The sequence below is a fragment of the Nonomuraea sp. NPDC050022 genome (assembly GCF_044460705.1).
In the GTDB taxonomy this organism is placed as follows: Bacteria; Actinomycetota; Actinomycetes; order Streptosporangiales; family Streptosporangiaceae; genus Nonomuraea.
The window spans coordinates 334,915-358,463 of sequence record NZ_JBITKE010000006.1 but is presented as its reverse complement, the minus strand read 5'-3'; the positions used below and the strand labels follow the sequence as shown (position 1 = coordinate 358,463).

The following is a 23,549-nucleotide window of genomic DNA, read 5'->3' as shown; positions in this document are numbered from 1 at the left end:
CAGATTTCCACCAAAAAGTGGCTAGAACATTAAATCATCGAACCTTGACACTGCCCCCTTGCGGGTATGAGCACTGCATGGACTGGGTCACCTGCGCCTATTCGGCAGCCTGCTCGGGAATCGCCCACCAGCCGTACGACCGTTGCCTGGCACATCTGCAACCGGACGAAGTAGCCGAGACCCTCGACGAGATGGCTCCCGGCCGCCTGCTCGACCTGCGCGGTACGCCGATCAACGGCGCGCTGCTCAGCAGGATCATCGAGGTCACCGGCGGCCGACCAGGACGGGCCCGGCTGGACCGGGTCACGTTCACCGGCGACGTACGGCTGTCCGGCGTGACCTTCGCCGGCGACGTGTCGCTCGACGGCGCCAGGTTCGAGCGGCTGGCCTCGTTCTTCGGCGCCCGGTTCGAGGGCAATGTCTCGCTGGCCGGGGCCGGGTTCGCCCGCGAGTTGTCCTTCCACGGCGTCCGAGTGCGCGGCCACGTGTCGCTGGACCGGGCGGTGATGTCGCGTGACGCGCTGTTCAGCCAGGCCGTGTTCGGTCACGGGCTGTCGTGCGAGCGGGCCAGGTTCGACGGCTACGCCACCTTCGACGGGGCCGCGCTGGGCGACGGCGCGAGCTTCCGCGGCGCCAGGTTCGGCCGTACGCTGTCCTTCCGCAAGGTCAGCGGCCCCGCCTGGTTCGACACCGCGCACTTCGCGGCCGACGCCTACCTGTCGGTCACCGGGCGGCTGTCCGCCTCGCGGGCCCGCGCCGACGGCACGCTCGACGTGGCAGTCGCCGCCGGCCGCGCGAACCTGCGGCGGATGGAGGTCACCGGCGCGACGACGATCCGGCTCGCCGATTCCGATGCCGACCTGGAGGGGTCGGTGCTGCGCGGCCCCGCGATGGTGACCGGGCGCGGCGGGTCCGCGCTGACCTCGCTGCGGCACGTCGACGCGGCCGACCTGGCGCTGTTCGGCCTCGACCTGTCGGGCTGCCGGTTCGCCGGGCTGGCCCGCCCGGCCGCGGTCCGGGTCAAGAACTGCACCTTCGCGCTGACCCCGCGGGGGGTGCGGGTGAGCCTGCACTGGCCGATGCTGCGCTGGTTCTCCCGGCGCAGCGCGCTGGCCGACGAGCACACGATGCGCGGCTGGGCTCCCCCCGCCCCCGCTCCGGACAAGAGCCCGGCCCCCCGGCCGGCCGCGTACGGCGCTCCGGCGGCGCAGGACCCGCCCGCCGGACCCGACCGGCTGGCCGCCCTCTACTCCGGGTTGCGCGCCCAGGTCGACGACGTGGGCACCTCGGCCGACTTCGCGTTCGCGGCGATGGAGATGCGCCGCCAGGCGGGCCGCCGGTGGTGGCTGTCCCTTTCGTGGCTTCTATGGGGGTACGGCATGCGGATGGGCCGGGCCGCGGGCTGGCTCGTCCTGCTGATGGCGATCACCGTGGCCGCGCTGTTCTGGACCTCGACCTCACACGCCGAACGCGGCGCCGAACAACCACCCGCACCCGCCGTCCACCCATAGCGGCCGTCCGCCCGCAGACGCCGCCCGCCCATAGAAGCCGTCCGTCACAAGCCGTCCGTCACAAGCCGTCCGTCACAACTCGTCGAGGACCTTGCCGATGGCGGCGAAGTGCATGGAGCGCCAGCCGCCGCCCATGATCTTGCGGGCCATCTGCTGCATGGCGTCGTCGGGGTCGAAGCCCTCGTGGTCGAGGAAGAGCCTGGTGCCCGTGCCCTCGGGCTCCAGCCGCCAGGTGACGGTCCAGTCGGCGAGCTTGCCATCGCTCCAGCTGATCTTCAGCAGCTTCTCCGGCTCCAGCTCCAGCACCTCGCAGTAGACGATGCCCTCGAAGCCGGTCTGCTTCACCGGCGTGGTGGTGAAGGTGAACCGGTGCCCCACCTGCGGGCTGAAGTCGTTGGGCATCAGCCAGCGGGCCACCAGTTCGGGCTCGGTCAGCGCCCGCCACACCTTCGCGGGCGCGTGCCCGAGGAACTGGTCCAGCCGGATCGAGCGCAGGTCGTCAGACATCGCCGTCTTCCCTTTCCTGGTCTTCCATCTCGTCGAGCAGGTCGCTCAGGCCGGAGAGCTTCTCTCTCCAGAAGCGTTCGTACGGCGTGAGCCACTCACGGATCTCCATGAGCGGAGCCGCCTCCAACCGGTAGAGCCGTTCTCTCCCCCGGCGCGTCTCGGCCACCAGTCCGGCATCCCTGAGCACCTTGAGATGCTCCGAGACACTGGGACGGCTCATGTCGAAGCGCTCGGCCAGCCGCCCGGCCGGTTGGCTGCCCTCATCGAGCAGCAGCCGCAACAACTCCCGCCGGGCCGGGCTGGCCAGCGCGGTGAACACGTGATCGGCGGTCATGCCTGGCTGACCACGAACCCGTTGCCGTCGGGGTCCTGGAACAGCAATTGCCTGCCCCACGGTTCGTCCGTCGGGCCTTCGCAGGCCGTACCGTGCTCGCGCAGGCGCCCGGCCAGCGCGTCGAGGTCGTCGGAGGCGACCACCAGGCCGCCGATGGCGGCCATGTCCGGGAACCAGGAGGCGAGCAGCAGCGTGGTCTCGGCCCCCTTCGGGGCGACCGTGAGCCAGCGGCCCATCGGGAACGGGTTGTCGGTGCGGGTCTCGAAGCCCAGGACGCCGCTGTAGAAGGCGAGCGCCCGCTGCTGGTCCGCTACTGGCACGGTCACGGTCGTGATGCTGAAGATTGGCATGTGGGCCACTATATGTAGGAATTTCCCTACGCATCAAGTCATCAGGGAGATCCCTGATTACGTACCGGGTTCCGCCTTCATAAGATGGGGGCATGCGGATCGACGACTACGTGGCCGAGCTGGGCAGGTCTCTGGCTGGGCCACCGGGGCCCAAGCGTGACCTGGTCGTCGAGGCGCGTGACAGCCTGGCCGACACCGCCGACGCGCTGGAGGCCGAGGGCCTGACCCGGGCCGAGGCCGAGCGGCTGGCGGTGCGGCAGTTCGGCGCGATCGCCGAGATCGCGCCCGGATACCAGCGGGAGCTGACCGGCGCGGCCGGCCGGATGCTGGGGACGCTGCTGCTCATCAGCGTGCCGATCACCGTGCTGATGTGGTCGGCGATCTGGCGCTTCTACCCTTATCCCCCCGCCGCTCAGGCCACCTGGGCGGCCCGGCCCGCCTGGTACAACGCCGCCTCGCGAGGGCTCGACATCCTGCAGTTGGCCACGGGCCTGTACGGCGGGCTGTCGCTGCTCGCGCTGAGCCGGGGCGCCCGGTGGCATCTCCGGCCGCAGCTGGTCACCAAGTGGCTGGGGGTCGTCGTCTGGGTGATGCTGCCGGTGAACGGGCTGCTGATCCTGCTACTCCTCCATGGGGCGGATATGCAGGGCATCAACACCTACCTGCCCGCCATCCTCGCCAATTTCCTGTCGGCGATCTTCTGGGGCCTGCAGCTCTACGGCGCGACGCGCTGCCTGCGCCTCACCCGGGCCACCTGCGCCTCACCCAGACTGCCTGATCCCCGGCCGTAGCACTCCGCCGATCACACTGGCGAACTCCGCCCAGGCCGACCGCTCCCCTTCCAGCTGTTTCCTGCCGGAATCGGTCAGGCGGTAGGTGCGCCGCTTGCGCCCGCCGACCGTGGCCCACTCACTGGCCAGATAGCCGATCCGCTCCAGCCTGCGCAGTGCCGGGTAGACGGTGCCGGTCGGCACGTTGAGCGCTCCCCCACTGCGCGTCTGCAGGGCCTCGATGATGGCGTAGCCGTGCAGCGGCTCACCCTCCAGCACAGAGAGCAGCAGGGCGTCCATGTGACCGCGCAGCGCGTCGGGGTTCATGACTCCGATCCTAGATAACCCTTCGTTCAGTAGCCAGTCTACATGTAGGCCGCCTATAGGTAGACTGTCTATAGGTAGACAGGCATAACGAAGGGGGTTTGGCGCATGGAAGCGCTGGAACTGGCCCGGTTGCAGTTCGCGATGACAGGGAACCTGCACTTCCTGTTCGTCGTGCTCACGCTGGGGCTCGCGCCGCTGGTGGCGATCATGCATACGCGCTGGGCGCTGGCGGGCAAGCCGCTGCACGAGCGGCTGACCAGGTTCTGGGGCCAGATATATGTCATCAACTACGCCTTGGGCATCGTCACCGGACTCGTGATGGAGTTCCAGTTCGGGCTCTCGTGGAGCGGGCTGACGCACTACGCGGGCGACGTCTTCGGCGCTCCGCTGGCCATGGAGACGCTGGTGGCGTTCTTCCTGGAGTCGACGTTCCTCGGCCTGTGGATCTTCGGCTGGGGACGGCTGCCGAAATGGGCGCATCTGGCCTGCATCTGGCTCGTCACGCTCACGGCGTACGGCAGCGCCTTCTTCATCATGGCGGCCAACTCCTTCCTGCAGAACCCCGCCGGAGCCGTCGTCAGGGGCGATCGGATGGAGCTGGTCGACATCGGCGCGATGTTCACCAACAAGACGCTGATCTTCTCCTTCCCGCACGTGATCGGGGCCGGGCTGTTCACCGGGGCGATGGTGCTGGTCGGGGCGAGCGCCTACCAGCTGCGCCGCCGTACGTCCGAGGTGGAGTTCTTCACCAAGTCGCTGCGCACCGGCGTGACCACGGCCGCGATCGGCATCTTCCTGACCGTGGGCTTCGGCTACGCCCAGTTCGCCGGCATCCAGGAGGGCAAGTTCGAGGGCGACACGGGGGTGGTGCCGCTCGGGATCATGATCGAGATCGGGCAGTTGCTCGCGCTCGTCGTGCTGTTCGCGATGCTGCCGCTGATCCGCGTGCTGCCGCGCTGGCGGTGGACGCATCCGCTGCTCATGCTGATGACGCCGCTGCCGTTCGTGCTGGCCATCTTGGGCTGGCTGGCCAGGGAGAGCGGGCGGCAGCCATGGATGATCTGGCAGAAGCTCACCGTCGCCGACGCCATGACGCCCGGCCTCACCCCACCGATGATCACCGGTTCACTGATCGCCTTCGTGGGCGTGCTGGTGCTGCTGGCGATCGTCGACTACATCCTCATCGCCAGGGTGGTCAGGCGCGGGCCGCGCGAGCTCGACCTCGGCGCCGTCCCCGAGCCCGCCCTGACCTACTAGGAGTCGTGACATGGAACTGATCTGGTTCGCCTGCTTCGCGTTGCTGCTGGCCGGATACTTCGCGCTGGAGGGCTTCGACCTGGGGGTCGGGCTCCTGCTGCCGATCCTCGGCAAGTCGGCCGGCAGCAAGGATCGCATGGTGGCGGCCATGGCCCCGTTCGTGCTGGCGAACGAGGTGTGGCTGGTGGCGGTCGCCGGAACGCTGTTCGGCGTCTATCCGGCGCTCGAGGGCGAGGTGCTGTTCGGGCTGTATCCGCTGGTGGTGGCCATGCTGCTGTCCTGGATCCTGCGGGACGCCGGGCTGTGGTTCCGCCGCCGGATCGGGGGCGCGGCCTGGCGGGGCTTCTGGGACCTGATGATCGCGCTCGGCTCGCTGGGGCTCTCGTTCGGCTGGGGGGTGGCTCTGTACGCGGCCGCCACCGGGTTCGGCTCGTCCCTGCTGAACCCGGTGGGGTTGATGCTGGGCGTGGTGATGACGCTGCTCCTGGCCTTCCATGGCTGGACGTTCCTGGCCTGGCGCTCCCCCGGCCTGGCCGGTGTCACCCGCTCGGGGCGCGCGCTGGCCGTGTCCGGGGCGGTGGCCGCGATCCCCGCCCTCGGGGTGCTCCTGGGCAGCATGCCGTACCTGCTGGACCACACCGCGCCGGCCGAGACGCTGAATGTGCTGAGTGTCATGGCGCTGCCGTTCGCGCCGATCGTCCTCATCGCGCAAGGATGGGTGTGGCGCACTTTCCGTCCCGGCAAGGACGCCGTCCGGATCCCGTCGTTCTTTTGAGGGCTCGTGCACAAAGATCTCCTGCGGCTCATGCGGGCCGAGCAGTCGGTGCGGCGCCACCTGACCGTCACCTTCGCGGCGGCGATGGCGGCCGGGCTGCTCGTGCTCGTACAGGCGGAGCTGCTGGCAGGGGTCCTGTCCGGCCGGTTCACGACCGTGGCGCTGGCGGGCCTGGCCGCCGTGGTGGGCCTGCGCGCGCTGCTGGGGTGGACGCAGGGCATCTTCGCCGGCCGTACGGCGACGGGCGTCAAGTCCGCGCTCCGGCACCGGCTGCTGGCCAGGCTGCGGGAGCTGGGACCGGCCAGGCTCGCCGGTCACCGCTCGGGTGAGCTGGTCACGCTGACGGGACGCGGCCTCGACCGGCTCGACGCCTACCTGACCGGCTACCTGCCCTCGATCGCCGTCGCGGCGGTGGTGCCGCTGGCGGTGCTCGTCCGGCTGTTCGCCGCCGACCTGGCGAGCGCGGTGATCGTACTGGTCACGCTGCCACTGATCCCGCTCTTCGGGGCGCTCGTGGGGATGACCACCAAGGCCGTCACGGAGCAGCAGTTCCGCGCGCTGTCGCGGCTCGGCGGGCACTTCCTCGACGTCGTACGCGGCCTGCCCACGCTGCGCGCCTTCGGCCGGGCCCGCTACCAGGCGACGGTCATCCAGCAGGTGGCCGAGGCACACCGGGCCACCACCATGCGTACGTTGCGGGTGGCGTTCCTGTCATCGCTGGTGCTGGAGCTGTGCGCGTCGCTGTCGCTGGCCCTGGTGGCGGTGCCGATCGGGCTGCGGCTGCTGGGCGGGTCGCTGGACCTGACGACGGCGCTGCTGGTGCTGCTGCTGGCCCCGGAGGCGTACCTGCCGCTGCGGGCCATGGGCACCCGCTTCCACGCCTCCATGGAGGGGGTGGCGGCGGCGGACGCGGCCTTCGCCGTACTGGACGCCGAGCCCACGGCCGTGCACGATGCCAAGCCCGCGGCCGGGCCGGACGCCGAACCCGCGGCCGTCGGCGCGGCCACGCCCCGGAAGCGACTGCCGCAGGGCGCCGAGGCCCCGTCGATCCGGCTGGAGGACGTCACCGTCCGTTACCCCGGCCGCGACGACCCGGCGCTCGAGCACGTCTCGCTCACCATCGAGCCCGGCGAACGCGTGGCCCTGGTCGGCGCGAGCGGCGGCGGCAAGAGCACCCTTCTGCACCTCATCCTGGGCTTCGTCCAGCCGTCCGAAGGCAGGGTCCTCGTCGACGGCACCGACCTGCGCGAGCTCGATCTGGACGCCTGGCGCGACAGGCTGGCCTTCGTCCCGCAGCGGCCGCACCTGTTCGCCACCTCGGTCGCCGGCAACATCCGCCTCGGTGCCCCGTCCGCCTCCCTGGAGCAGGTACGGCAGGCCGCCGCGGCCGCCTACGCCGACGACTTCATCCAGGCGCTCCCCGACGGCTACGACACGGCGGTGGGCGAACGGGGCGCGAACCTGTCCGCCGGCCAGCGGCAGCGCGTGGCCCTGGCGCGGGCCTTCTGCCGCCCGGACACCTCGGTCCTGCTGCTGGACGAGCCCACGGCCCGGCTCGACGGCCGCAGCGAGGCGGCCGTGGTGACGGCCACCGCCGACCTGGCCCGGGACCGCACGGCGATCATCGTGGCGCACCGGCCAGCCATGATCGACCTCGCCGACCGGGTCGTCCGCATCCACGAGGGCCGGGTGATCGCCGACCGCTCCGGCCTCGATACGAGCGCGACCCGCTCCGACCTCGATACAAGCACGGCCATGAGGGGTGACCGATGAACCGGCGCATGGGCCTGCGGCTCACCTGGGCGGTGCTGGCCGGAGCGGCGGCCGAGCTGGCCGGGCTGGGCCTGATCGCGGCGGCGGCGTGGCTGATCACGCGGGCCGCCGAGCAGCCGGAGCTGGCCGCGTTGAGCATCGCCATCGTGGCCACCAGAGCGTTCGCCACCAGCAAGGGCGTCTTCCGCTACGCCGAGCGGCTCACCGGCCACGATGTCGCCCTGCGCGCCCAGGCCGGCACCCGCGAACGCCTCTACCAGGCCCTCATCCCCCCGCAGCGGCCCCGGCACGGCGGCGCCGACCTGCTCAGCCGGATGGTGGACGACACGGAGGCCGTCCAGGACCTCCTGGTGCGCTGCCTGCTCCCCGCCATAGCCGCCGCGCTCGCGGGCCTGGCCGCCGTGGTCATCGGCCTCACTCTGCTCCCCGTCGCGGCCCTGGTCCTGCTGGCGGGGCTGGTCGTGGCGGGCGTCCTGCTGCCCGCCGCCACGGCCGCCGCCGCGCGCCGCTGGTCGGCCAGGATCGCCCCCGCCAGAGCCGCCCTCGCCGAGCGGGTGGCCGACCTGGTCCACGGCTCCGCCGACCTGGCCGCGTACGGCGCCGGTGACCGCGCCCTCGCCCAGGCCCGCGCCGCCGATGAGACCCTGGCCGGGCTGGAGCGCCGCCAAGCCCGCGTCCACGCCACCGCCCTGGGGGCCGGCACGCTGGTGCAGGGCCTGACGGTGGCGGCGATCGTACTGCTCGCCCAGGCCGCGGGGACCGACCGGGTGGCCATGGCGGTGCTCGCCCTGACCGCCCTGGTCTCCTTCGAGCCGGTGCTGCCGCTGGCGGCGGCGGGCGAACGCCTGGCGGGCATCCTGGCCGCGCTCAGACGCCTGCGTGAGGTGAGCGCCACCCCACCCGCCGTCACAGAGCCGGACACCGCGGCCACTCCCCCACCGTCCACTCCCGCGCCGTCGACTGCGGCACCATCCGCTCAAGCGCCGTCGGCTCCCGAACTGCCCGCTCAACCGCCACCCCCTCTCCCGCGGTCGCCGCTGACGGTCGAGATCGACGACCTGGTCGTACGGCACACGCCGGAGCAGCGGGCGGCCGTCGACGGGGTGTCGCTGAGCCTGACCCCTGGCAAGCGGGTGGCCCTGGTGGGGCCGAGCGGGGCCGGGAAGAGCACCCTGCTGGCCGCGCTGATGCGCCTGGTCGAGCCCGAGTCCGGCGCCGTCCGGGTCAACGACGTGGACATCCGCGGGCTGGCCTCGGACGACGTACGGGCCATGATGACGGGGCTCACCCAGGACCCCTACATCTTCCAGACCACCCTGCGCGCCAACCTGCGGCTCGCCGGTCCCGAGGCCGGTGACGAGGAGCTGCGGCAGGCCGTACGAGACGCTCGTCTGGAGGAGTGGGTCGAGCGGGCCGGGTGGGAGGCCGAGCTGGGAGAGGACGGCCGGACCGTGTCCGGCGGGCAGTTGCAGCGGCTGGCCCTGGCCAGGGCGCTGCTGTACGACCCGCCGGTGCTGCTGCTCGACGAGCCGGCCGAGGCGCTGGACGAGGAGACCGCCGACGCGCTCATGGCCGACCTGCTCGACGTGACGCACGACCGCACCACCTTGCTGGTCACCCACCGGCTCCGGGGCCTGGAGCAGGTGGACGAGATCGTCGTGCTGGAGGACGGGCGCGTGGTTCAGCGCGGCCACCACGACGATCTCGTCACCAAGCCGGGCTACTACCGCGACCTTTGGGAGTCGGAAGTCCTGACCAGACGGTGATCGCCGGGCGTCAGCGCACTTCGACCTCGACGATGCGGGTGTAGTCGTTGGCGCCGTTCGAGGCCAGCGCGACGATGCGGACGGCGTCCGCCGTGACCGGCGCGAAGTCCGAGCGGGCGTTGCCGGCGGTGTTGCCGCGTACCTGGGCGACCGTCTGCCACTGGCCCCCCACCTGGACCTGGACGTCCCAGTCGCGCAACCCGAAGGTCGAGGCCGGGTACCGTTCGGTGCTCAGCGTGTACAGGTCCACGCGGGAGACCTGCCTGGCGCCGCCCAGCGCGATGGCCACGGTGTCCGGCCAGGCCCTGGCGGTGGCGTCGTTCCAGCCGTTGCCGCCGGCCCAGCCGTTGGAGCCGTTGTCGCCGTCGGCGATGCTGCAGGGCGGGTAGTTGGCGTTGACGTGCTGGGAGGAGGCGGTGACCTGCCGCCGGAGCGCGAGGTTGCCGCCGTTGTCGAGTTTGTCCGGGGTCACCACCTCGACGGGTACGGCCAGTGTGCGGTCCCCGGTGCTCAGGCGCAGCCCGTACTGGCCCTCTGGGGTGGCCGGCGGGACAGCGACCAGCAGTTTCGCGCCGAGTTCGTAGCCGGGCGGCAGGTAGCTGGACAGGATCGAGCGGGAGGCACTGAGCGGCTGGTCGATCTCCACCCGTATGTCGGAGTAGGCGGCCTTCTTGGCGTCGCTGCGCATGCCGATCTCGATCTTGGCCGGGCAGGCGGGGTCCACGCCGAGCGGCGCGATGAGCTTGTCGGCGCCCGCGATGGGGGTCAGTTTGCCGGTGCCCTTGGACTTGCCCGGTCTGACGTTGATCGAGGTGACGGAGGCGGGCTGCTGCTCAGGAGGCTGGGCGGCGGGTGAGGGATCCTGCTGCGGAACGGCCGCGTTCGCGCCCGGCCCGGTCAGGACCGTGACGGCGGCGACGGCCAGCGCGGCGGTGAGGTGTCGCATGATCATTCCCTTCCTGGGTCAGAGGGCCTGGAGGCCGGGGGTACCGTCGAGGGTCACGAGGCTAGCCCTGGTGGAGACGGGCGCGCCTGGCTTGTCGACGTACGGGACGACCTTGAAGTCGGCCCGCCACTGGCTCCGGGTGACCTCGCAGGAGACGTAACCGCGCTGGTAGCTGGAGAACCTGAGGTGCGGGTTGACCGGGTCGCTGCCCCCGGCCGGCAGTCCGGTGGTGGCGTTGCCGTTGCCGCCGCTGCTGACCGAGGTGCCGATGAACTCTACGCCGACCGTGCGCGAGGCGGGGTCGTCGAAGTTCGCCTTGAGCTCGCCGGCCATGTTGTAGTGAATGTCGCCGGTCAGCACCACGGGGTTGCTGACCTCGCGGTCGATCATGCCGTTGATGACGCGGTCCTTGGCGGCCTTGTAGCCGTCCCAGAGGTCCATGCTGAGCTTCTGGGCGGGTCCGGGGTCGAAGTCGAGCTGGATCATGGCGATCTGCTGGGCCAGCACGTTCCACTTGGCGCGGGACCTGTCCAGGCCGTCGAGCAGCCACTTCTCCTGCTCGGCGCCGAGCATCTGCCGGGCCGGGTCGAGCCGGTCGGCGCAGTCGATCTGCTGGCCGTCGCCGCAGGCCTGGTCGTCGCGGTACTGCCGGGTGTCCAGCACGTTGAACTCGGCGAGGTCGCCGAAGGTGAACCGGCGGTAGATCCGGGCGTCCGGGCCCTGCACGGCGGGCACCCTGATGGGCATGTTCTCCCAGTAGGCCCGGAAGGCGTTGGCGCGGATCACCAGGTAGTCCTGCTCGGTCACCTCGCCGCCGGGACCGTACTTGCCCGCCCAGTTGTCCAGCACCTCGTGGTCGTCCCAGGTGACGATCCACGGCGCGCGGTGGTGCGCGGCCTGGAGGTCGGGGTCGCTCTTGTAGAGACCGTACTGGATGCGGAAGCGGTCGAGGGTGTCGCACTGCACCCGGTACTGCTCGGGCACCGGGGTGTTGCGCAGGCCGCCGGTGGGCACGATGCCGAACTCGTAGATGTAGTCGCCGAGGTGGAAGACCACATCGGGCTCCTCCTCCGCGAGGTGGCGGTAGGCGCTGTAGTAGCCGTCCTGCCACAGGGCGCACGAGGCGAAGGCCAGCTTCAGGGCGTCGGGCCTGCTCCTGGCCGCCGGGGCGGTCTTGGTCCGGCCGACCGGGCTGATCTGGCCGCCGGTGCGGAAGCGGTAGAAGTACTCGCGGCCGGGCCGCAGCCCGGTGGCGTCCACGTGGACCGAGTGACCGTACTCGGGCGTGGCCCACGCGGAGCCGTGCCCGGCGCGGCGGGTGAACGCCTCGTCCTCCGCGATCTCCCAGTCGACCTGGATCCTGCCGTTCGGCATGCCGCCGAGCGGCTCCAACGGGCTGACGGCCAGGCGCGTCCAGAGGATCACCCGGTCGGGCAGCGGATCCCCGGAGGCGACACCTAACTGGAAGGGGTAGTCGGCCCTGGCGTTGGCCTGGGCCGTCCAGGGGTCGGCGAGGTTGGTGGTGAAGGCCAGGGCAAGGGCGGAACCGCCGATCCCGAGGAAGGATCGGCGTGAGGGACTATGCATGGGCTTCCTAAGAACTGGGGGGTCGAAAGCCCTCACTTTTTAGCAAGCAGCCAAGCTCCTAACAAGACTTAGGTTAAAAATCACAGGCAATTGTGTTAAATCGTCCTACTCCTAGAGGCTTCCTCTGGATGCCGATGATGGAGTGGGAACGGCTGACGCCGCTCCTGCTTGCCCATCCGCGCCCAGCGCGATCGGCGGCTCGACCAGCAAACGGTGACCACTGGGATCTACCGTCGCAGCCGGCAAATCGCGTTGCGCTGTGTCGGCGAACCGAGGAAGAGTGGCGGTGACGGGAGGCGAAGGCAGTGTCTGGCTGCGAGGAGTGCGGGGCTGGAACGGACTCGTGCGAGGCTCTGTTCCACGAGTTGCTGGTGCGCGACTACTCGGGGCGGCCGCCGTGGGCCCCCCTGCACGCCGTGTCGGTGGCCTGCTACGTCTTCCAGCACCCGGCACGCATGGATGGCGCGACCCCTGCTTTCTACTGGGCGCTCTTGCACACCTACCTGTGGCAGGGCATCGACGCCCTCGCTCACACGGCGCAGCGCGCCCGGCAGCGCAACTCTCATCGGTTCGGAGGGCGAGCCCCCATAGCCGACGACTTCCCTGAGACACCACCGTTCCCCCAGGTAGTCGGCCGGCCCACGACGTATGCCGTCACCATCCAGGACGTCACCGGGGAAGGCCGCTTCCCCGCAGAAGGGTATGAGGATCGGGTCAAGCAGTGGGCCGACGCGACGATCTCGGCCTGGAAGCAGGCGTCCAGCAGCACCGGCGTGCCGTAAGCCGCTTGTCTCAGCCGGCGTGCGGCTGCAGCAGCTCGCGGATCTGCTCCATCTGCGCGTGGGCCAGCGGCCCGTGCCGCAGCGCGCCGGCGTTCTGCTCGGCCTGGTCGACCGTCCTGATGCCGGGGATCGGCACCGTGCGCCCGCTGCGGGCCAGCAGCCAGCCGAGGGCGCCTTGGGCGAGGGTACGCCCGTCGGAGGTCAGGATGTCGCGGATCGCGTCCAGCATGGCGAGGAACTCCGGGGCGGGCCGGCCGTCCTTGAAGAAGGTCATCCACTGCGGAGAATCGCCGCGTACGTCGTCCATCGGCAGCCGCGAGTCCCGGCCGTACTTGCCGGTGAGCAGCCCCATCGCCAGCGGCCCCCGGTTGACGGAGGCGAGCTCGTGGGTGTCGCACACCGCCAGCATCGCCGGGGTGTCGTGCAGGACGTTGAGGTCATGCTGCACGGCGGCGCAGTGCGGCCCTTTCGCGAACGCGGCCGCCCGTTCGGGGTCGTTGGTGCTCCAGCCGTAGGCTCGGATCAAACCCTCCTCGACGAGCTCCTCCAGCGTGGCGATCATCTCGTCCACCCGCTCCAGCGGTGCGTCCCCGACGTGCAACTGGTAGAGGTCGATGTGATCGGTTCCCAGCCGCTCCAGCGACGCCCGGCATGCCTGCCGGATGTATCCGGGCGAGGTGTCCTGGCCGGTGAGCGTCCGCGTCGCCGCGTCGAAGGTGAGGCCGAACTTGGTCGCGATCACGATCTCGTCCCACCGTCCGGACAGCGCTCTCCCGAGCACCCGCTCGCTGTGTCCGGTGCCGTACACGTCGGCCGTGTCGAAGAAGGTGACCCCCAGGTCGAGCGCCCGACGCGCAGCCGCCACTGACTCCTCGTCGTCCACCTGACCCCATCCGGCCGGCTTGCCACGGGCCATGAACGGTCCGCCGATCGCCCATGCCCCGAACCCGATCGCACTCACCCGCAGGCCGCTACGTCCCAAGATCCGGAATGAATCATTCATCTCGTGCTCTTCCTGACTTCGCGCAAATGGCTAGAGGGAAGACGCTGCCATCTGGAGTGGACTCCAGGTCAAGTACGTCGATCATCGGTTTCATTCGTCGGCATGCGGTACCGCGAAGCGTGGCGCCGGGCGGTAGAGACCGTGCCGCGCGAGGATTTCCTAGGGCGTGTTTTGGAGCTCCGGGCCGTGCCTGGGAAGCCCAGTCATCCGCGCTGGACGCACCGGCCGAAGGGCCGGAGCCAACCCAGGATCAGGCCTTCCGCCCGGCACGCCCACCGCGGCGTCTTAACTCCCCAGCCACGACCCGCCGAGGTGAGCCGTCTCAGCACTCTGGGATCATCACGGTGACGTCGAATGGTCGGATATCATGCGTCGGTCGGCGTTGATCAACAACTGGATTCCCTGCCGACGCCGCCGTCGATGAGGAGGCCGTCGCATGGAACCCGTCACTGTGGTCACCGGCGGTTCGAGCGGGATCGGCGCGGCCACCGCCCGGGCGCTGCTCAAGCAGGGGCACCGCGTGGCGGTCACCGGCCGCGACGCCGAGCGGCTGGCCGCGTTCGCCGCCTCGGCCGGGGCCGGGGAGCAGCTGCTGACGATCGCCGGTGACGCCGGCGACGCCAGCGATGTCGCCGCCACCGTGCGTCAGGTCGTGGACACCTGGGGACGGCTCGACACCGTCATCGCCAACGCCGGTTTCTCCCTGCCTGGCACGCTGGAGGACCACGACCCCGAGGCCATGCGTTCCATGGTCCTGACCAACGTCCTCGGCCCGGCTCTGCTGGTGCGCGAGACACTGCCGTACTTGCGGGAGTCCAGGGGCCGGATCGTGGTCGTCGGTTCGGTCGCGGGCATCAGGAACACGCCCGGCAACATGTACTCGGTCACCAAGTGGGCCGTGCACGCGCTGGTCGAGAACGTCCGGCTGCTGGTGGCCAAGGACCACGTCGGCGTCACGCTCGTCGCCCCGGGCGTCGTGGACAGCCCGTTCTGGGACGAGCGCGGCGGAACCCCGCAGGCGGCACCGGCGCTGACCGTCGAGCAGATCGCCAACGCGATCCTGTTCGCCGTCAACCAGCCCGAGGGCGTCGACATCAGCCAACTTGTGGTGCGGCCCACCGGCCAGCTCGGCTGAGACCCTATAGCGTGTCTTAGCTTAGAAGTCGGCTGACGGCTTTGCACCGTTGCGAGCAGCCATCCAGATGGTGACATCTTTGGCGATGCGGCTGATGTCGCTTTGAGTGGTCAGTTCGTGTTCGCGATGACGAACAACGCGTAGCTCGACTTCGTAGCCGCCCTCGTCCAGCAGAGATACCGAGGCGAACCAGGCTGGGTCGTCGGCGTCGGGCTGGATGACGACGAACGTGTTGTCGATGTGGTTCAGCTCGCCGAGCATCATGAACAGCGCGTCTTCAGACGGGTCGTCGATGCCGTTGCCGTTCTCCCCGTCCGCACGGTAGTACGAAGCGGGCATCGACTTCCCCCAAGACTCTGGCGATCCGGTCGCGACCAGCATCGCAGGTCGCGACCGGGGTTCACAGCCAGTCGGCCAGGGCCGCAGGTAGACCCGGTTGGCCCTCGAGCAGCAAGCCTTGTCGGCCCGCACCCGATCCGGGCGGCAGCGGGGACGACCAGCACCCGGGCGGGGCACCCGGATCGCCTCCAGTACCGGCACGAACTGTGGACTGTCGCCGCGCTGCCCAGCGGTGACGATCAGGGAAAGCAGGCGCTGCCCGTGTTCGCAAGCCAGGTGAATCTTGCTGGTCAGGCCGCCGCGGGAGCGGCCCAGACCGTGATCGGCCGGTTCGGTCTCCACCCCACCGGGCGACTCGTTCTGGGCTGCGCCGTCGCGGCGGGCACCGGCGGCGTGCTGGTGGGCCCGGCTGATCGTGGCGTCCACCGACACGTCCCACAAGTCCCCTCGCGCCGCACCGAGATCATCCCAGTGCGGCGCGATCAACGCGGCAGGGTTCTAAGACATGTCCTAGGCGAAGCCATCTTCTACCAACCCGGTCTCTGACAGACCGCCCGATCGAAGCTCCGTCAGCCAAAGCGTCAAAGCATCACCCAGCAATACAGATGTTGCTTTTGCCCAACCGCCTGTCGGGCAAGGCTGCACAACCGCCCCAGGACAGTCAGCACTTCATCCACCGACAGGCCCCGCAACTCCTCAATGGCCGCCCACTGCTCGGCAACACGACGGTAATCGTCGGCCGGCACAGCCGCTAGAGCATCACGCAACTGGTCTTTCAACTCCACAACAGACAGTCCCCAGCGAAGGTCGTTCAATGCGACTTCCAGCTCTTCCGGCGTGGCCTCGGGATCGATCCCGTGGTCGTAGAAGAACATCTCCCGCTCATCCGGATCGTCGGGAACGTCGACTTGACCGGGCCAGCTCTTGACTGAATCACCGATCTCCAGGAATGAGACGCCAGTCAGATGCTGCCCGAGTTGCCCCAGCGCCACAGAGGGCTCAGGCCCACCCACGCCGGCCACCTCGGAGGGACCATCCTCAATCAACTCTGGCGTAATTTCCTCTCGGACGCCGGAAAAGTATATGAACCTCACGCCCATGATCGACATGAAAGCACAAAGCCCTTGCGCATGTGACGCAGTTGAGTCATCCGTTCAACGCTCACGGGGCTTGGGGAAGTTGTCACCTGCCAGCCACGCACCAGCCGGTGGGTGGAGCTCGAGAACCGCACAACTGAGACCGTGTCGGTGAAATGGCTTGGCGACGCGGCCTACGGCCGACAGGTTCCCCCCAGAGAATCGACGCGGATTGCGGTCGTGTCCGGAGGCTGCCTGCTTAATGGAGCCGAAGACGTGATCGCGGCCGACACGGCCAGTGGACGGCGTTTCACCTTCGGTCCGCCCGCCTGCAACGGTGGAAAGTGGACTCTGCCGGCGAGTTGATCCGAAGCCGGCGTTGGGCCGGATGTGCACGCGGCGGGGGCTCCGGCGGCTACTGTGACTTCACCACCGGCACGCCCTCGCTCGCCTGCACCAGCACGAACCCCTGACCCTGGAAGGCGAGCTGCATCGCCTCGCCGCTCCCCCGGCCGATCAGCGCGCCGACCTTCATCGTCCGGTTCACGCCGACGTGCAGAGCGGTGCTCCAGCAGACGGCCGACTGCCCGTCGGCGTACGTCGGCATGGCCGCGGCGTCCAGCAGCACCGGCGTGCCGTGCGTGGTGACCGCCACCCACCCGGTGCCGGTGAGCGTCGTGTTGAACAGGCCGCCCGCCGCGACGCCCGCGCCCTGCACCCGCTGGATGTCCCAGGTGAGCTGCGGCTGGAAGGCCAGCAGGTTGCGCCCGTTGACGGTGAGCCCCTCGTTCTCCAGGTAGAACAGGTGGATGTCGTCGGCGTTGTCCGCGAGATAGAGCTGGCCCTGTCCGCGTACGCGCATCAGCGACGCGCCCTCACCCGTCATGGCCTTCTTGAACAGCTTGCCGATGCCGCCCGCGCCCTCGTACTCGAAGTCCATCTGGCCCTGGAAGGCCACCATCGAGCCCTGCTTGGCCAGCACCTCGTGCGGGAGCTGGACCCGGAGCATCTTGCCGTTCGCCAGGGAGAAGCCGGCGGGAACCTGGCGCGGATCGAGGTTGTCGAAGACGGAGCTGCGCATGATCGACCTTTCGGTGAAGAGGTCCCGCCAGCGTAGTGACTCCGGGGTCAGGCCAGCGGCTCGTCACCGAGGTCGCGCAGCGCCAGGGCGGCATAACCCCGGAGGTCACCGTCGTTGAACGCGATTCCCTCGTGCGCGGCGGCGTCGCGGCCGATCCAGCCCAGCAGTTCCTCCGCGACCCGGCCGTCCGCCTCCGCGCCCCGCAGCCGGGCCTGCGCGATGGCCGCGCCCCAGCGCACCACATCACGGGGATCATTGAGGGCAGCGTCCAGCACGGGCGCCGTCTCCTGCGATGGCGTCACGCCGGACGGGCTGAGCAGGCCGATCGCGACCAGGGCGGTGGCGGCCACCGCCGGGTGCTCGTCGGCCGCCACCCTGAGCAGCGGTGGCAGGCTGGCGGCCCGCTCCTCGGGGTACCAGGCCAGGGCGTAGGCCGCAGCGGCGCGCACCGGGGCGTCCGCGTCGGCGAGGAGGTCGCGGAACATCGGCAGCCCGGCGCCGACCGCGTCGTACGCCATCAGCGCGAAGTACGCGAACAGCCGCTCCTCGTCAGCGGGCTCAAGCGTCTGGAGGTACTGGAACAGGGCGACATCCTCGCCCCAGTCGTCGTCCTCTTCTTCGTCCTCTTCGTCTTCTTCGTCCTCGTCGTCCGTGAACTGCTTGCCGGCGGCCAGCAGCAGGTCCCCGCCCGCGGCCACGGCGCGATGGTCGTCAAGGGGGTAGCCGGACGGCAGGAGCTGCTCGCCGTAGCCGATGGCCAGCTGCGTCAGCAGGTGCAGCACGGCCGGGCGATCTGGCGTCTCGGGGTCGGCGACCAGTTCCAGCAGGAACGGCACCGCGTGGGCGCTCGCCTCGAAGCGGGTGCCCTGGTGGAAGATGTTCCCGTACAGGCTGTGCAGCGCCTTGTCCCGGATGCCGGGATCGGGAGAGCGCAGGGCCCGGATCTGGTCCGGCACATCCTTCGCGCGGCCGTAGGCGTGCGTCAGGTCGGCCCAGTCGATCGTGTCGAGACTCGCCAGCATGCGGACATGCTGGCATATGGCGCAGGCCGGTGTCCGGAAGTCCGTGACACCGCATCCTCTGGGGGCAGATGCCCAGTACGTACCGAGGACGTACAGGGAGGCATCATGCGGAGCAAGCAGTGGACCGTGCAGATCTACATCAGCGAGGACGACACCGATGCGCGCACGCTGGCCCGTGCGGTCCTGTCCGCCGAGGACAGCGGATGGCATGAGAGCGTCGGCGTGGCCAGGCGCAACCCCGACGACCGTGCGGTGCCGGAGATCGGCGACGAGCTGGCCGCGGGGCGGGCGCTGATGGACCTGGCCGACAAGCTCCTCGGCGACGCCGCCGAGGACGTGGCCACGCTCGGCGGCCCGATCGAGGCCCGTTGACCACGCGCACGAAAGCGCCCAGTGGGTAGCCCGCTGGGCGCTTTCACGCTCAGCCCTCCGAAGGCAGGAGCAGCCGGAACTCGGTCCGGCCCGGACGGCTCCGTACGTCCACCGAGCCGCCGTGCGCGGCCACCACGGCGCGGACGATCGCCAGCCCGAGCCCCGCACCTCCGGTGGCTCGTGACCGGCCCTGGTCGGCGCGGGAGAACCGCTCGAAGATCTCTTCCTCCAGCCCGGCCGGCACGCCGGGACCGTCGTCCACGACGGTGACCTCCACCGCGGCCGGCAGCCTCCGTACGGCCACGACCACCGTGGTGCCGTCCGGTGTGTGGATGCGGGCGTTGCTCAGCAGGCTCGCGATCACCTGGTGCAGCCGGAGTGGGTCGCCGGTCACCGTGACGGGGTCCTCCGGCAGCTCCAGTTGCCAGCGGTGGCCGGGGCCGGCGGCCCGCGCGTCGCCGGTGGCCTCGATGGCCAGGCGGGACAGGTCGACCTCCTCCTTGGCCAGCGGCCGTCCCGCGTCCAGCCGGGCCAGCAGGAGCAGTTCGTCGACCAGCTCGCTCATCCGCCCCGACTCGGCGTCGATTCGGCCGAGCGCGTGCCGTACGCCGTCCGGCATGGGCTGCGCACCCCGCAGAGCCAGCTCGGCGTGCCCGCGGATCGCGGCCAGCGGGGTGCGCAGCTCGTGGCTGGCGTCGGCGGCGAAGGCGCGCAGCCGCTGCTCGACGGCGTGCCGGCGGCCCAGAGCCGCCTCCACGTGGCCCAGCATGCGGTTGAACGCGGCGCCGACCTGTCCCGTCTCGGTGCGCGGGTCGGTGTCGGGTACGCGTTCGGCCAGAGTCACCTCGCCGCTGGCCAGGGGCAGCTCGGCGACCCTGCGGGCGGTCGTGGCGATGCGTTGCAGGGGGCGCAGCGCCAGCCGTACCCACAGTGCGCCCGCGATGCCCGCGGCGGCGAGCGCGCCGGCGAACATCAGCAGCTCGAACAGCTGCAGGCGTTCCATCGTCTCCTCCACACCGTGCAGGGACAGACCGGCGATCATGACGTCACCGTCCTCACCCGCGATGGCGAGGACCCGGTAGTCGTCCAGGGTGGACAGGTCCACGGTCTGCGGAGGACCCCCGACCGGAAGCGCCGCCAGGGTCTTCTCGTCGTCGGGGCTGAGCTTGGGCCGGGTGCCGTCCCGCTGCGACACCACCGCCGCATGGGTGACGCGCCCGCCGACCAGGCGCGCGCCGAACGTGCCCCGCTCCTGCCCCCGCGTGTCCTCGTCGTGCTCCAGGCTGGCGGCGAACTGTCCGCCCTCGGCGGCGATCTGCTGGTCGACGCGGGCGAGCAGGAACCGCTCCATCGCCACCGACGTGGCGACGCCGACGGCCGCGCACGACAGCGCGAGGAGCACGAGCAACCCGGCGATGAGCCGGGCCCTGAGCGTGCGAGGGACGAGGTTCACGGCTTGAGCACGTACCCGACGCCGCGCACGGTGTGGATCAGCGGCCGGCGGCCCGCGTCGATCTTCTTGCGCAGGTAGCTGATGTAGAGCTCCACGACGTGGGCCTGGCCGCCGAAGTCATAGGACCAGACGTGGTCGAGGATCTGCGCCTTGCTGAGCACCCGGCGCGGGTTGCACATGAGCAGCCGCAGCAGCTCGAACTCGGTGGGCGTCAGGTCGACCGGCGTGCCGGCCCTGGTCACCTCCCTGGCCTCCTCATCCATGGACAGGTCGGCCACGACAAGCCGGTCTCCGTCGCCGGGCCGCGCCATGCCCGCCCGGCGTAGCAGCCCGCGCAGCCGCGCGAGCACCTCGTCCAGGCTGAACGGCTTGGTCACGTAGTCGTCGCCGCCCGCCGTGATGCCCGCGACCCGGTCCTCGACCGCGTCACGCGCGGTCAGGAACAGCACGCACAGCTCGGGCCGCAGCACCCGGAGCCGGTTCATGAGCTCCAGCCCGTTCAGGTCGGGCAGCATGACGTCCAGGATCGCGGCGTCCGGCGCGAACTCCTCGGCCGCGAGGATCGCGGCGGCCCCGCTCGCCGCGGCGCGCACCTGCCAGCCTTCCTGGATCAGCGTCTTCTCCAGCACCTCCAGGAGGTCCGGCTCGTCGTCCACGACGAGCACGCGGATCGGCGTGCCGTCCGGGCGCAACAGGCTGCTCATCTTCACCCCCTCACTACAAAATACGGGCTTCTTCTGAGAATCCTCTGAAGGGTTCCGTTCATAGGGAAAACAGAGGTTGCCCTGGCACGGTGTGCTCCCATGACCACTCTTCACGCACCAACACGGCGAGCCGCCGTCCCGGCGCCGCCCCGCCGCCGGGTCCGGCCCGAGCTGTTGCTGTCGGCCATGGTGGCCGGCGCGTTCGCGGTCATCGGCCTGTGGTGGCGCGGCACGCCGTCCGTAGCGGGCCTGGACGGCTGGCTCACCGAATGCGGCCGCATCACGGGTTTGCTGGCCGGGTACGGCATGGCGGTGCTGCTCGGGCTGATGGCCCGCGTTCCGGCTCTGGAGCGCGGCGTGGGCAGCGACCGGCTGGCCCGCTGGCACGCCATGGGCGGCCGGTACGTCATCGGGCTGGTCACCGCGCACGTCCTGACGATCATCTGGGGGTACGCGGTCGCCGACCAGGCCGGGGTGGTGGACGAGGCGGTCACGATGGCGCTGTCCTTCCCCGATGTGCTGAAGGCGACCGTGGCCTTCTTCCTCCTGCTCGGCGTGGCTCTGGTCTCGGCCCGCGCCGCCCGCCGCAGGATGCGCTACGAGACCTGGTTCTACCTGCACTTCTACACCTACCTGGCGGCCTGGCTGGCGTTCGGGCACCAACTGGCGACCGGCGCCCAGTTCACCGGCGATCGGGTGGCCCAGTTCGCCTGGTACGCCCTCTACCTCGGAGTGGCCGCGCTGCTGGTGTGGTACCGCTTCCTCGGCCCGGTCCGGGTGTGGGCGCGCCACCGGCTGCGGGTGTCGCGCGTCACCACAGACGCGCCGGGGGTCGTCTCCATTCACCTCACCGGCCGTCGCCTGGCCCGGCTCGGCGCCGAGCCGGGCCAGTTCTTCCGGTGGCGCTTCCTGACCCGCGACCTGTGGTGGTCGGCCAACCCCTACTCGCTGTCCGCCGCGCCGGACCGTGGCGGGCTGCGCATCACGGTCAAGGCGCTGGGCGACCACAGCGCGGCGCTCGCCCGGCTGCGGCCGGGCACCCGGGTCATCGCCGAGGGGCCGTACGGCGGATTCACCGGACGCCTCGGCCGGAGTCCGAAGTCGGTGCTGATCGCCGGTGGCGTCGGCATCACCCCGCTGCGCACCCTGTTCGAGACACTGCCCGGGCAGGTGACCCTGCTCTACCGCGCTCGTACGCCGGAGGAGCTGCTGTTCAGGGACGAACTGGAGGAGATCGCCAGAGCACGCGGGGACGCCAGGCTCTACTGCTCGGTCGGCCCGAGATCCCCGGACCTGTTCACCGGGCTCGACCGCCTGCTGCCCGACCTGCGCGAGCACGACGCCTACGTGTGCGGGCCGCCGGAGATGACACGGTCGGCCATCCAGGCGCTGCGGTCGGCGGGCGTGCGGGCCCACCGGATCCATCACGAGTCTTTCGAGTTCTAGGGGGTTCCCGCCATGAAGAGAGTACTGCTCGCGGTGGTCACCACCGCCATCGGCCTGGTGCTGCTGCTGTCGTTCAAGCCGCACGACGTCACCGGGGCCGCCACCCAGCCGCCCGCCGCCATCGCCCAGACCCAGACCTCCGCGACACCGTCACCCACCAGCACTGAGAAGTCCGCCACGACCCAGAAGTCCGCCACGTCCCAGAAGTCCGCCGCCAGCCGGACGGTCGACGGCGACGCGGTCGACACGCGCTGGGGACCTGTGCAGGTGCAGATCAGCGTCGCCGGCGGCAAGATCTCCAGCGTCGAGGTGCTCCAGTCGCCGAACGGGAACCGGCGCGACATTGAGATCAACAACAGGGCTCTGCCCATCCTCCATGACGAGGCCATGTCCGCCCAGAGCGCCCAGATCGACTCCGTCTCCGGCGCCACCTACACCAGCGACGGCTACACCCAGTCCCTGCAGAGCGCCATCGACCGGGCCGGGCTATGACCCGTCACGTCGAGCACGTGATGGGGACGGTCTTCTCCTTCGACGTACGCCATGACGCCGACGACGCGGTGGCGCGGGCGGTCGCCTGGCTGCATCACGTGGACGCGGTCTTCTCCACCTACCGGCCGGACAGCGCGATCAGCCACCTCGGCCGAGGCGAGATCGAGCTGTCCGATTGCCCACCCGAGGTGGCCCAGGTGCTCTCGCTGTGCGCCCAGGCAGAACGCGACACGAACGGATATTTCACCATGTACCCCGGTGGCCGTCTGGACCCGTCCGGCCTGGTGAAAGGGTGGGCGATCGAGGAGGCGTCCCGGATCCTGTCCGAGGCGGGAGCGCACCGTCACTGCGTCAACGGCGGCGGCGACATCCAGCTCGGCCCCGATCCCTCGCCGTGGCGGATCGGCATCGCGCACCCCGCCCGACCCGGCGCCCTCTGCACCGTGGCCACCGGCCACGACCTGGCCATCGCCACCTCGGGCAGCGCCGAGCGGGGCCCGCACATCCTCGACCCGCACACCGGGCGCGCCGCAGGCGCACTGCTGTCCATCACCCTCGTCGGCCCCCGCCTCACCGCCGTCGACGCCTTCGCGACGGCGGCGTTCGCGATGGGCGACGCCGCCCGCGACTGGGTGGAGGAGACCTCCAACCTGGAGGCGTTCGCGGTGACCACGAGCGGCGACACCTGGCGGACCAAGGGCTTCCCCGCTCTCTGACTCCTCTCGGCACCACTCCTCGCCT

Annotated in this window: 25 protein-coding genes; 12 read left to right on the top strand and 13 right to left on the bottom strand. The window is 70.4% G+C overall.

The window, feature by feature from the left end; all coding sequences use genetic code 11:
* The first annotated feature begins 77 nt into the window (after positions 1–77).
* On the top strand, positions 78–1,511 hold the full coding sequence (locus tag ACIBO2_RS27490) for a pentapeptide repeat-containing protein (RefSeq protein WP_397300392.1): 1,434 nt from the start codon (positions 78–80) through the stop codon (positions 1,509–1,511).
* A gap of 72 nt (positions 1,512–1,583) precedes the next feature.
* On the opposite strand, the gene ACIBO2_RS27485 is transcribed toward ACIBO2_RS27490, so the two are convergent.
* The 3 genes from ACIBO2_RS27485 to ACIBO2_RS27475 are packed head-to-tail and all read right to left on the bottom strand — an operon-like array spanning position 1,584 to position 2,702.
* Complete coding sequence (locus ACIBO2_RS27485) at positions 1,584–2,018, bottom strand: SRPBCC domain-containing protein (protein WP_397300390.1); 435 nt, start codon at positions 2,016–2,018, stop codon at positions 1,584–1,586.
* The gene (locus ACIBO2_RS27480) at positions 2,011–2,352 is read right to left on the bottom strand and encodes a metalloregulator ArsR/SmtB family transcription factor (RefSeq protein ID WP_358550594.1); all 342 of its coding nucleotides are present in this window, start codon (positions 2,350–2,352) and stop codon (positions 2,011–2,013) included. Before ACIBO2_RS27480 ends, ACIBO2_RS27485 begins: the two co-directional genes overlap by 8 nt.
* Entirely contained in the window at positions 2,349–2,702 is a 354-nt protein-coding gene (locus ACIBO2_RS27475; RefSeq protein ID WP_397300387.1) for a VOC family protein, read from the bottom strand. Before ACIBO2_RS27475 ends, ACIBO2_RS27480 begins: the two co-directional genes overlap by 4 nt.
* 92 nt (positions 2,703–2,794) lie before the next feature.
* On the opposite strand from ACIBO2_RS27475, the gene ACIBO2_RS27470 reads away from it, so the two are divergent.
* Positions 2,795–3,493: a permease prefix domain 1-containing protein gene (locus ACIBO2_RS27470; RefSeq protein ID WP_358550590.1), complete on the top strand. Its 699-nt coding sequence runs from the start codon at positions 2,795–2,797 to the stop codon at positions 3,491–3,493.
* On the opposite strand, the gene ACIBO2_RS27465 is transcribed toward ACIBO2_RS27470, so the two are convergent.
* Entirely contained in the window at positions 3,464–3,799 is a 336-nt protein-coding gene (locus tag ACIBO2_RS27465; RefSeq protein ID WP_358550588.1) for a helix-turn-helix transcriptional regulator, read from the bottom strand. The two genes, ACIBO2_RS27470 and ACIBO2_RS27465, sit on opposite strands and share 30 nt — an antisense overlap.
* A 105-nt stretch (positions 3,800–3,904) precedes the next feature.
* Between ACIBO2_RS27465 and ACIBO2_RS27460 the strand changes: the two genes are divergently transcribed.
* Genes ACIBO2_RS27460 through cydC form a run of 4 tightly spaced genes read left to right on the top strand, consistent with a single transcriptional unit; the run spans position 3,905 to position 9,370 of the window.
* The gene (locus ACIBO2_RS27460) at positions 3,905–5,056 is read left to right on the top strand and encodes a cytochrome ubiquinol oxidase subunit I (RefSeq protein ID WP_397300383.1); all 1,152 of its coding nucleotides are present in this window, start codon (positions 3,905–3,907) and stop codon (positions 5,054–5,056) included.
* 10 nt (positions 5,057–5,066) lie between these two features.
* Positions 5,067–5,831: a cytochrome d ubiquinol oxidase subunit II gene (locus ACIBO2_RS27455; protein ID WP_397300380.1), complete on the top strand. Its 765-nt coding sequence runs from the start codon at positions 5,067–5,069 to the stop codon at positions 5,829–5,831.
* 6 nt (positions 5,832–5,837) lie between these two features.
* Positions 5,838–7,604: a thiol reductant ABC exporter subunit CydD gene (cydD, locus tag ACIBO2_RS27450; protein WP_358550582.1), complete on the top strand. Its 1,767-nt coding sequence runs from the start codon at positions 5,838–5,840 to the stop codon at positions 7,602–7,604.
* Positions 7,601–9,370 (top strand): thiol reductant ABC exporter subunit CydC, encoded by a 1,770-nt coding sequence (gene cydC / locus ACIBO2_RS27445; RefSeq protein WP_397300377.1) that lies wholly within the window; start codon positions 7,601–7,603, stop codon positions 9,368–9,370. Before cydD ends, cydC begins: the two co-directional genes overlap by 4 nt.
* A gap of 10 nt (positions 9,371–9,380) precedes the next feature.
* On the opposite strand, the gene ACIBO2_RS27440 is transcribed toward cydC, so the two are convergent.
* Both ACIBO2_RS27440 and ACIBO2_RS27435 read right to left on the bottom strand, forming a co-directional pair.
* The gene (locus tag ACIBO2_RS27440; protein ID WP_397300374.1) at positions 9,381–10,316 is read right to left on the bottom strand and encodes a discoidin domain-containing protein; all 936 of its coding nucleotides are present in this window, start codon (positions 10,314–10,316) and stop codon (positions 9,381–9,383) included.
* Between the two features lie 18 nt (positions 10,317–10,334).
* Positions 10,335–11,903, bottom strand: a complete 1,569-nt coding sequence (locus ACIBO2_RS27435; RefSeq protein WP_397300371.1) for an alkaline phosphatase D family protein — start codon at positions 11,901–11,903, stop codon at positions 10,335–10,337.
* A 305-nt stretch (positions 11,904–12,208) separates the two neighbouring features.
* On the opposite strand from ACIBO2_RS27435, the gene ACIBO2_RS27430 reads away from it, so the two are divergent.
* Positions 12,209–12,685 (top strand): DUF5946 family protein, encoded by a 477-nt coding sequence (locus ACIBO2_RS27430; protein ID WP_358550574.1) that lies wholly within the window; start codon positions 12,209–12,211, stop codon positions 12,683–12,685.
* Between the two features lie 10 nt (positions 12,686–12,695).
* Here the strand turns inward: ACIBO2_RS27430 and ACIBO2_RS27425 are convergent, their stop codons facing one another.
* Complete coding sequence (locus ACIBO2_RS27425; protein ID WP_397300368.1) at positions 12,696–13,688, bottom strand: aldo/keto reductase; 993 nt, start codon at positions 13,686–13,688, stop codon at positions 12,696–12,698.
* A 436-nt stretch (positions 13,689–14,124) separates the two neighbouring features.
* Between ACIBO2_RS27425 and ACIBO2_RS27420 the strand changes: the two genes are divergently transcribed.
* Positions 14,125–14,823, top strand: coding sequence for an SDR family oxidoreductase (locus ACIBO2_RS27420; RefSeq protein WP_358550570.1), 699 nt, complete (start codon positions 14,125–14,127; stop codon positions 14,821–14,823).
* Between the two features lie 21 nt (positions 14,824–14,844).
* Here the strand turns inward: ACIBO2_RS27420 and ACIBO2_RS27415 are convergent, their stop codons facing one another.
* From ACIBO2_RS27415 to ACIBO2_RS27400, 4 genes are all read right to left on the bottom strand, one after another.
* Positions 14,845–15,648 (bottom strand): transposase, encoded by an 804-nt coding sequence (locus tag ACIBO2_RS27415; protein ID WP_397300364.1) that lies wholly within the window; start codon positions 15,646–15,648, stop codon positions 14,845–14,847.
* A 95-nt stretch (positions 15,649–15,743) separates the two neighbouring features.
* Complete coding sequence (locus tag ACIBO2_RS27410; RefSeq protein ID WP_358550568.1) at positions 15,744–16,271, bottom strand: hypothetical protein; 528 nt, start codon at positions 16,269–16,271, stop codon at positions 15,744–15,746.
* Positions 16,272–16,653: 382 nt separating this feature from the next.
* Positions 16,654–17,319, bottom strand: a complete 666-nt coding sequence (locus ACIBO2_RS27405; RefSeq protein WP_358550566.1) for an AIM24 family protein — start codon at positions 17,317–17,319, stop codon at positions 16,654–16,656.
* A 47-nt stretch (positions 17,320–17,366) separates the two neighbouring features.
* Positions 17,367–18,341, bottom strand: coding sequence for a HEAT repeat domain-containing protein (locus tag ACIBO2_RS27400; protein WP_397300360.1), 975 nt, complete (start codon positions 18,339–18,341; stop codon positions 17,367–17,369).
* A 105-nt stretch (positions 18,342–18,446) separates the two neighbouring features.
* Between ACIBO2_RS27400 and ACIBO2_RS27395 the strand changes: the two genes are divergently transcribed.
* Positions 18,447–18,713, top strand: coding sequence for a DUF1876 domain-containing protein (locus ACIBO2_RS27395; RefSeq protein WP_358550562.1), 267 nt, complete (start codon positions 18,447–18,449; stop codon positions 18,711–18,713).
* Positions 18,714–18,762: 49 nt separating this feature from the next.
* On the opposite strand, the gene ACIBO2_RS27390 is transcribed toward ACIBO2_RS27395, so the two are convergent.
* A complete protein-coding gene (locus ACIBO2_RS27390; RefSeq protein WP_397300356.1) occupies positions 18,763–20,166 on the bottom strand; it encodes a sensor histidine kinase in 1,404 nt (467 codons plus the stop codon).
* Positions 20,163–20,870, bottom strand: coding sequence for a response regulator transcription factor (locus tag ACIBO2_RS27385; protein WP_358550558.1), 708 nt, complete (start codon positions 20,868–20,870; stop codon positions 20,163–20,165). The genes ACIBO2_RS27390 and ACIBO2_RS27385 overlap by 4 nt, the downstream gene beginning before the upstream one ends.
* 99 nt (positions 20,871–20,969) lie before the next feature.
* Here ACIBO2_RS27385 and ACIBO2_RS27380 point away from each other — a divergent pair, with 99 nt between their 5' ends.
* Genes ACIBO2_RS27380 through ACIBO2_RS27370 form a run of 3 tightly spaced genes read left to right on the top strand, consistent with a single transcriptional unit; the run spans position 20,970 to position 23,524 of the window.
* Positions 20,970–22,316 (top strand): ferredoxin reductase family protein, encoded by a 1,347-nt coding sequence (locus tag ACIBO2_RS27380; protein ID WP_358550556.1) that lies wholly within the window; start codon positions 20,970–20,972, stop codon positions 22,314–22,316.
* A 12-nt stretch (positions 22,317–22,328) separates the two neighbouring features.
* The gene (locus ACIBO2_RS27375; RefSeq protein ID WP_358550554.1) at positions 22,329–22,808 is read left to right on the top strand and encodes an FMN-binding protein; all 480 of its coding nucleotides are present in this window, start codon (positions 22,329–22,331) and stop codon (positions 22,806–22,808) included.
* The gene (locus ACIBO2_RS27370) at positions 22,805–23,524 is read left to right on the top strand and encodes an FAD:protein FMN transferase (RefSeq protein ID WP_397300352.1); all 720 of its coding nucleotides are present in this window, start codon (positions 22,805–22,807) and stop codon (positions 23,522–23,524) included. Before ACIBO2_RS27375 ends, ACIBO2_RS27370 begins: the two co-directional genes overlap by 4 nt.
* Positions 23,525–23,549 lie beyond the last annotated feature (25 nt).